At 70.9% G+C, this 7,025-nt stretch carries 6 protein-coding genes; 4 read left to right on the top strand and 2 right to left on the bottom strand.

The annotated features are described in order from the left end of the window. Positions 1-111 precede the first annotated feature (111 nt). Complete coding sequence (locus ACFW2G_RS32790; RefSeq protein ID WP_037923698.1) at positions 112-1,512, bottom strand: amino acid permease; 1,401 nt, start codon at positions 1,510-1,512, stop codon at positions 112-114. 285 nt (positions 1,513-1,797) lie between these two features. Here ACFW2G_RS32790 and ACFW2G_RS32795 point away from each other — a divergent pair, with 285 nt between their 5' ends. Then, complete coding sequence (locus ACFW2G_RS32795; RefSeq protein ID WP_037923700.1) at positions 1,798-2,382, top strand: biotin transporter BioY; 585 nt, start codon at positions 1,798-1,800, stop codon at positions 2,380-2,382. A gap of 93 nt (positions 2,383-2,475) precedes the next feature. On the opposite strand, the gene ACFW2G_RS32800 is transcribed toward ACFW2G_RS32795, so the two are convergent. Further along, positions 2,476-3,912, bottom strand: a complete 1,437-nt coding sequence (locus tag ACFW2G_RS32800) for an amino acid permease (protein ID WP_384585144.1) — start codon at positions 3,910-3,912, stop codon at positions 2,476-2,478. A 219-nt stretch (positions 3,913-4,131) separates the two neighbouring features. On the opposite strand from ACFW2G_RS32800, the gene ACFW2G_RS32805 reads away from it, so the two are divergent. The 3 genes from ACFW2G_RS32805 (at position 4,132) to ACFW2G_RS32815 (ending at position 6,913) form a co-directional block, all read left to right on the top strand. After that, positions 4,132-4,617, top strand: a complete 486-nt coding sequence (locus ACFW2G_RS32805; RefSeq protein WP_037923704.1) for a ribose-5-phosphate isomerase — start codon at positions 4,132-4,134, stop codon at positions 4,615-4,617. 107 nt (positions 4,618-4,724) lie between these two features. Continuing rightward, positions 4,725-5,534 carry an Fpg/Nei family DNA glycosylase gene (locus ACFW2G_RS32810; RefSeq protein ID WP_384445866.1) on the top strand — a complete coding sequence of 270 codons (810 nt, stop codon included), beginning with the start codon at positions 4,725-4,727 and terminating at the stop codon, positions 5,532-5,534. A 236-nt stretch (positions 5,535-5,770) separates the two neighbouring features. Beyond that, positions 5,771-6,913: a PP2C family protein-serine/threonine phosphatase gene (locus ACFW2G_RS32815; RefSeq protein WP_384445864.1), complete on the top strand. Its 1,143-nt coding sequence runs from the start codon at positions 5,771-5,773 to the stop codon at positions 6,911-6,913. Positions 6,914-7,025: the final 112 nt, after the last annotated feature.

Below are 7,025 nucleotides of genomic sequence, written 5' to 3' on the forward strand. Positions count from 1 at the left end.
CGGCCCGGGAACGGCAGGACCCCCCGCGCCGCGGCGCGGGGGGTCCTGCCGGTGGTTCCCGGTCCGGTGATCCGGCAGACAGGCCGACGGGTAGACAGGCATGCAGGTGGGTCAGCCGGCCCGCCGGTCCCGCAGCTCGCGCACGCCCGCCACCGCGAGGACCAGCAGTGCGGCGCCCGTCGACCACAGCAACTGCGGCCGCGCGGAGTCGTCGAACAGCATCAGGACCAGGACCGCCACCATCCCGGCCAGGGCGGCCCAGGTCGCGTACGGGAACAGCCACATCGGCAGGACCAGCCGCTCGGGCGTGTCCCGCTCGATCCGGCGGCGCAGCTTCAGCTGGGAGACCGCGATCAGTGCCCACACGAACAGCAGCACGGCGCCGACCGCGTTGAGCATGTAGAGGAAGATCGTGTCCGGCCACAGCAGGTTGAGCACCACCGAGGCGAAGCCGAAGGCCACCGAGGCGAACACGGCCCGGCGCGGCACGCCGCCGCCCGAGACCCGCAGCAACGACTTCGGCGCCTCTCCGCGCTCGGCCAGCGAGAAGATCATGCGCGAGGACCCGTACAGGTTCGCGTTGAGTGCCGACAGCAAGGCCACGAACACCACGATGTTCATGATCTGGCCGGCCCCCGGGATGCCGATGGAGTCCAGGACCGCGACGTACGGGCTCTGTCCCGGCTCCAGCGAGTCCCACGGCAGCAGGGTCACGATGACCACCATCGAGCCGACGTAGAAGAAGAGGATGCGCCACACGGCGCTGCGCACCGCACGGGAGACCGACCGGGCCGGGTCGTCGGACTCGGCTGCCGCGATCGTGACGACCTCCAGGCCGCCGAAGGCGAAGACGACCGCGAGCATGCCGGCCACCACGCCGCCGAAGCCCTCGGGGAAGAAGCCGCCGTGGCCGGTGAGGTTCGCCATGCCGACCGGGTCCGTGTCCGGGAGCAGGCCGAAGACCGCGAGGGTGCCCAGGACCAGGAAGAGCACGATGGCGCCGACCTTGAGCGCGGCGAACCAGAACTCGAACTCGCCGAAGTTCTTCACCGCAGCGAGGTTGCTCACGGTGAAGACCACCATGAAGAGCAGCACCCACACCCACTGGTCGACCGAAGGCACCCAGCCGTTCGCGATCTTCGCGGCGCCGGTGGCCTCCACAGCGAGCACCACGACGAGCAGGAACCAGTACAGCCAGCCCGCCGAGAAGCCGGCCCAGCGGCCGAGCGCCCGCTCCGCGTAGACGGAGAAGGAGCCGGAGGCCGGCATCGCGGCCGACATCTCGCCCAGCGCGCGCATCACCAGCATCGCGAGGACGCCGGCCAGGAGATAAGAGCAGATGATGGCGGGGCCGGCGATGCCGATGCCCGCGCCGGAGCCGACGAAGAGGCCGGCGCCGATCACGCCGCCCAGCCCCAGCATGGTCAGGTGGCGCTGCTTGAGACTGTGACTGAGGGGTTCCGCGGGCAGCTCGCCCGTTGTGGGAGGTGCTTCTGGCAGGCGCTCACGCATGAGAAGTGCTCGTACTCTCGTTCGGCCCAGCGATGGTGGGGATCCCGCCGTGGGCTTAGCGGGATCCAACAGTCTCGCCGAGTGGCGGTCGTCCGTGCAAAACGGACGCGTTGTTGGATGTTGCACGTGACGGGGGTCACGTTGGCTCGATCGGGGGAGTGAGCTTTGTTGGTTCCCCACCATCGCGGGGAGCAGGGCTTTGTCCCGGGCGGCGGTGGGGCGACCCCGGACCGCGGACTAACGTCGGTGATCGTCCCCACCCCCACCACCTCGCGGAGCCCCCTCATGAGCACTGCTTCCGTCACCCTCCGGCCCGGCGTCGTCCTCGCCGACCTGCTGCCCGCGAGCCGCGTGCGCGATATCGCGCTCGTCGTCGGCGGTGCCGCCCTGACCGGGATCGCCGCGCAGATCGCGGTGCCCGTGCCCGGCTCCCCGGTCCCTGTCACGGGCCAGACCTTCGCCGCACTGCTCGTCGGCACCGCCTTCGGTGCCCGCCGCGGCTTCCTCTCGCTGGCGCTGTACGCCCTCGTCGGCATGGCCGGCGTGCCGTGGTTCGCGGGCGGCACCTCCGGCGCGGGCGGCGCGTCCTTCGGCTACGTGCTCGGCATGCTGCTCGCCGCCACCGTCGTCGGCGCCCTCGCGCGGCGCGGCGCCGACCGCTCGGTCCTGCGTACGGCGGGCGCGATGGCCCTCGGCTCCGCGGTCATCTACGCGGTGGGCGTGCCGTACCTCATGGCCGCCACCGGGATGTCCCTGAGCGCCGCCGTCGCGGCGGGCCTGACCCCGTTCCTGATCGGCGACGCCCTCAAGGCGGCCCTCGCGATGGGCGTCCTGCCGGCCGCCTGGAAGCTGGTGGGCCGGCGCGGCTGATGTCGACGCCCCGGTACCGGCCGGAGTCCGGCCCGCCTTCGGGTTTCGAGGCGGGCCGGACTCCGGCAGACGCACGGGAAGGGCGGGGCCGGCTCAGCCCTGGACGGCGGCCCGCCTGCGGCGCCGGTCCAGGACCACGCCGACGGCCACGACCAGACCGGCGACGAGCGTGGACAGGGTGACCACCTCGCGGTTCGCGTCGTCGACGAACATGTAGCCGATCACGAACGTGATCAGGCCGGCGGTGGCCCAGGTCAGCCACGGGAACAGCCACATCTTCACAGTGAGCTTCTCCGGGGCCTCGCGGACCAGGATCCCGCGCATCCTCAGCTGGGTGAGGCAGATCACCAGCCACACGAAGAGCGCGATGGCACCGGAGGAGTTCAGGAGGAAGTTGAAGACCGTGTCCTTGAAGGCGTAGTTGAAGTAGACGGCGACGAAGCCGAAGACCGTGGAGCCGAGGATCGCGGCGACCGGCACGCCCTTGGCGTTGACCTTGGCGAACGCCCGGGGGGCGTCGCCGCGCTCGCCGAGCGAGAACGCCATGCGCGAGGCGGTGTAGAGGCCCGAGTTCAGGCAGGACAGCACGGCGGTCAGGACGATGACCTCCATGATCGTGCCGGCGTGGGCGATGCCGATCGAGTCGAGGGTGGCGACGTAGGAGCCCTTCTCGGTGATCGACTTGTCGTTCCAGGGGAGCAGCGTCAGCACGACGAAGATCGAGCCGAGGTAGAAGACGCCGATGCGCCAGATCACGGAGTTGGTGGCCTGCGTAACGGCCTTGCGGGGGTTCTCCGACTCGCCGGCGGCGAGAGTGACGATCTCACTGCCCATGAAGGAGAAGACGACCATCAGCACACCGGTGAGGACCGCGCCGTACCCGTTGGGGAAGAACCCGCCGGTGTCGGTCAGGTGCGCGAAGCCCGCGCCGGGGTTGTCGGAGCCGGGCAGCACGCCGAAGACGGCCAGCATGCCGATGACGACGAAGGCGCCGATGGCGACGACCTTGACGCCCGCGAACCAGAACTCGAACTCACCGTAGGAGGCGACCGAGCCGAGGTTGGTGGCGGTCAGCACCGCCATCACGATCAGGGCCCAGGCCCACTGCGGGACGGCCGGGATCCAGCTCTCCAGGATGGCGGCACCGGCGGTGGCCTCGACCGCGAGGACGACGACCCAGAAGAACCAGTAGAGCCAGCCGATGGAGAAGCCCGCCCAACGGCCGAGCGCGCGGTCGGCGTAGGCCGAGAAGGAACCCGAGTTCGGGCTGGCGGCGGCCATCTCACCGAGCATCCGCATCACGAAGACCACCATGGCGCCGACGAGGGCGTAGGAGATCAGGATGGCGGGACCGGCCTTGGCGATGCCGCCACCGGAGCCGACGAAGAGACCGGCGCCGATGACGCCGCCGATGGCGATCATGGACAGGTGGCGGTTCTTGAGACCGGCCTTCAGACCGTCGGAGGGCAGGCCCTCACCGGGGTTACCGGTGGAATCGCCTGCCTTCTGAAGGGTCGTCGTGGAGCTCATGGACGAATCCTTAGGTTCTCGGGTTGCGAGCCCAGGCATTCAAACCTGAGATGAACGCAGGACGGAAGACCTCAATCCGGACCACCGGCTTCGGGTGAACGTCCGGGACCAACGCCCTGCCGTGTCCCATCTGCGTCCTTTGGGTTTACTTGAGCTTCAGAAGTGACTTACGCGACACCCACTGCGGGCGGTCGCGGCTCCTCGTGCCACACTCGTCCCATGCGCGTGTACCTCGGATCCGACCATGCCGGCTTTGAGCTCAAGAACCACCTCGTGGACTGGCTCAAGAACAACGGCCACGAGCCCGTCGACTGTGGCCCCCACATCTACGACGCGGTGGACGACTACCCGCCGTTCTGCCTCCGCGCCGCGGAGAAGACCGCCGCGGACTCCGGCAGCCTCGGCATCGTGATCGGCGGCTCCGGCAACGGCGAGCAGATCGCCGCGAACAAGGTCAAGGGCGTCCGCGCCATCCTGGCCTGGAGCGTCCAGACCGCCCAGCTCGGCCGTGAGCACAACAACGCCAACGTCATCTCGGTCGGCGGCCGCATGCACACGCAGGAAGAGGCCGTCAGCTTCATCGAGGCCTTCCTGGCGACCCCGTACTCCGACGAGGAGCGCCACACCCGCCGCATCGACATGCTCTCCGCCTACGAGCAGACCGGCGAGCTCCCCCCGATCCCGGCCCACCACCCGCAGGGCTGATCCCGCTTCCGGCCGTGCCACCCGCGGAGCGGGGTGGCACGGCCGTCGTCTTCCCCCTCACCGTCTCCCTTCTCCGTCTTCTTCTCCCATCCGCCGAGGAGCGCGCAGTGCCCGAGGGGCATACGATCCACCGCCTCGCCAAGGACCACCTGGAACGGTTCGCCGGGCGGCAGGTCGCCGTCAGCAGCCCCCAGGGCCGGTTCGCCGAGAGCGCCGCCCTCCTCGACGGCCGGATCCTGGACGGCGTCGACGCGCACGGCAAGCACCTCTTCCTCGGGTTCGAGGGCGGCGGGTGGATCCACATCCACCTCGGCCTCTTCGGCACGTACGCGCTCGGTCCCGCACCGGCCCCGCCGGCCACCGACACCGTCCGGCTGCGCCTGGCCAACGACGCGTACTTCTCCGACCTGCGCGGCCCGACCACCTGCGCCTGGATCACCGACGCGGAGAAGGCCGCGACCAGCGCCCGCCTCGGCCCGGACCCGCTGCGCAGCGGCGACGATCCCGACCGGGCCTGGGCCCGCATCTCCCGCTCCCGCACCACCGTCGCCGCGCTGCTCATGGACCAGAAGGTCGTCGCGGGCGTCGGCAACGTCTACCGCGCCGAGGTCCTCTTCCGGCACGGCATCGACCCGTACCGCCTGGGCAGGGACCTCACCCGCGCGGAGTGGGACGCCCTGTGGGAGGACCTGGCCGTCCTGATGCGCCGGGGCGTGCGCGACAACCGCATCGACACCGTCCGCGACGAGCACCTCCCCGAGGCCATGGGCCGCCCGCCGAGGGTGGACGATCACGGCGGAGAGGTGTACGTCTACCGGAGGGCGAACATGCCCTGCCACATCTGCGGCGGCGAGATCCGCACCGCCGGTCTCGCCGCGCGCAACCTCTTCTGGTGCCCCACCTGCCAGCGGAACTAGGGCCCGTCGCACCCCAGGGCGAACGGGAGCACCTCCGCCGCACGTCCGTTCGTACGGCCGTACCGGGCATCCGGCCCATCAGTCTGCAAAGCATCCAATAGGTGCATCTCCAGAGCCATGCGGTCATCACCGCCGGGGCATTCCGTGACGACCCCGGCGTTTCCCGGCGCCGCCCGGTTCCAGGTGCGGGGGTACCCCTGCGCATTCACAGCCGGGATGGATAAGGTCCCGAAGCAATGGCCCGAGCACATGTGGAGACCCTTCTGGCCCGGATGCGCATGCGGTCGCACCGGGGCCGCACCGCCCTGCGCAAATCCGCCGTCGACTACTTCCGCGGAGACGCCTCCGACTGGCTCGCCTTCGGCGGGCTGCTGCTCACCGTCCCCGCCATAGCCTTCGGCACGCTCATGCTGCCTGTCTGGTTCTCGCCGGCGGCGCTCGTCCTGCCGATCGTCGCCGGCGGCCTCCTGCTGCGCCCCGCCAGCCTCCTCGCCCTGTACGCCGCCTCCGCCGCAGCACTGATCGTCGAGGCGCTCGTGCTCGGTCCCTACACCCAGGGCCCGGCGCGCGTCACCCCCGGTACGGTGCTGGTCGTCGCGGCCTGCGGGTTCTTCGGACTGCTCATCGCGCAGTTCCGCAGCCGTGTCGGCGTGCCCTGGCGGCGCGGCGGCACCATGCTCTTCGACCTGCGCGAGCGCATCCGCGTACAGAGCAAGCTGCCCGCCCTGCCGCGCGGCTGGCACCGTGAGATGGCCCTGCGCCCGGCCGGCGGCCAGTCCTTCTCCGGCGACTTCGTGGTCGCGGCCCGTACCAACGGAGGTCGCACCCTGGAGATCGTCCTGACCGACGTCTCGGGCAAGGGCATGGAGGCCGGCTCCCGGGCCCTGCTGCTGTCCGGCGCCTTCGGCGGCCTGCTCGGCGCACTGCCGCCCAACGGCTTCCTGCCCGCCGCGAACGGTTACCTGCTCCGCCAGGACTGGGACGAGGGCTTCGCCACCTCCATCCACCTCGTGCTGGACCTGGAGACCGGCGACTACGAACTCCTCTCGGCCGGCCACCTCCCCGCGCTCCAGCTCTGCGCCGGCACCGGCCGATGGCAGGAGAAGTCCGGCGAGGGCCCGCTGCTCGGCGTCTACGACGGCGCCGAGTTCACCCCCGCCCGCGGCAACCTCCGCCGGGGCGACGTCCTGATGCTCTTCACCGACGGCCTCGTCGAGACCTCCGACCGCGAGATCAGCGAGGGCATCGACCGCCTGACCGGCGAGGCCGACCGCTACGTCTCCGCCGGCTGGCACGGAGCGGCCTGGCACCTGATCGAGAAGGTCGCCAAGGACGTCAACGACGACCGCGCCCTGCTCCTCATCCGCCGCTCGCCCTGATCCGCGCGGGGGTTCGTCCCGTCCGGGCCGCCCCGCCCACTCCGGGCCGATGCACGGCCGCCGCCCACGGTCTGCGCGAGAGGCCGGCCGGCCCGGTGACGGTCACCGGCAC

This window comes from Streptomyces sp. NPDC058880 (assembly GCF_042742535.1).
Classification (GTDB): domain Bacteria; phylum Actinomycetota; class Actinomycetes; order Streptomycetales; family Streptomycetaceae; genus Streptomyces.

Coding starts and splice junctions, on each gene's coding strand:
- ACFW2G_RS32795 (WP_037923700.1), top strand. CDS start 1,798: ATGAGCACTGCTTCCGTCACCCTCCGGCCCGGCGTCGTCCTCGCCGAC.
- ACFW2G_RS32815 (WP_384445864.1), top strand. CDS start 5,771: ATGGCCCGAGCACATGTGGAGACCCTTCTGGCCCGGATGCGCATGCGG.
- ACFW2G_RS32800 (WP_384585144.1), bottom strand. CDS start 3,912: ATGAGCTCCACGACGACCCTTCAGAAGGCAGGCGATTCCACCGGTAAC.
- ACFW2G_RS32790 (WP_037923698.1), bottom strand. CDS start 1,512: ATGCGTGAGCGCCTGCCAGAAGCACCTCCCACAACGGGCGAGCTGCCC.
- ACFW2G_RS32805 (WP_037923704.1), top strand. CDS start 4,132: ATGCGCGTGTACCTCGGATCCGACCATGCCGGCTTTGAGCTCAAGAAC.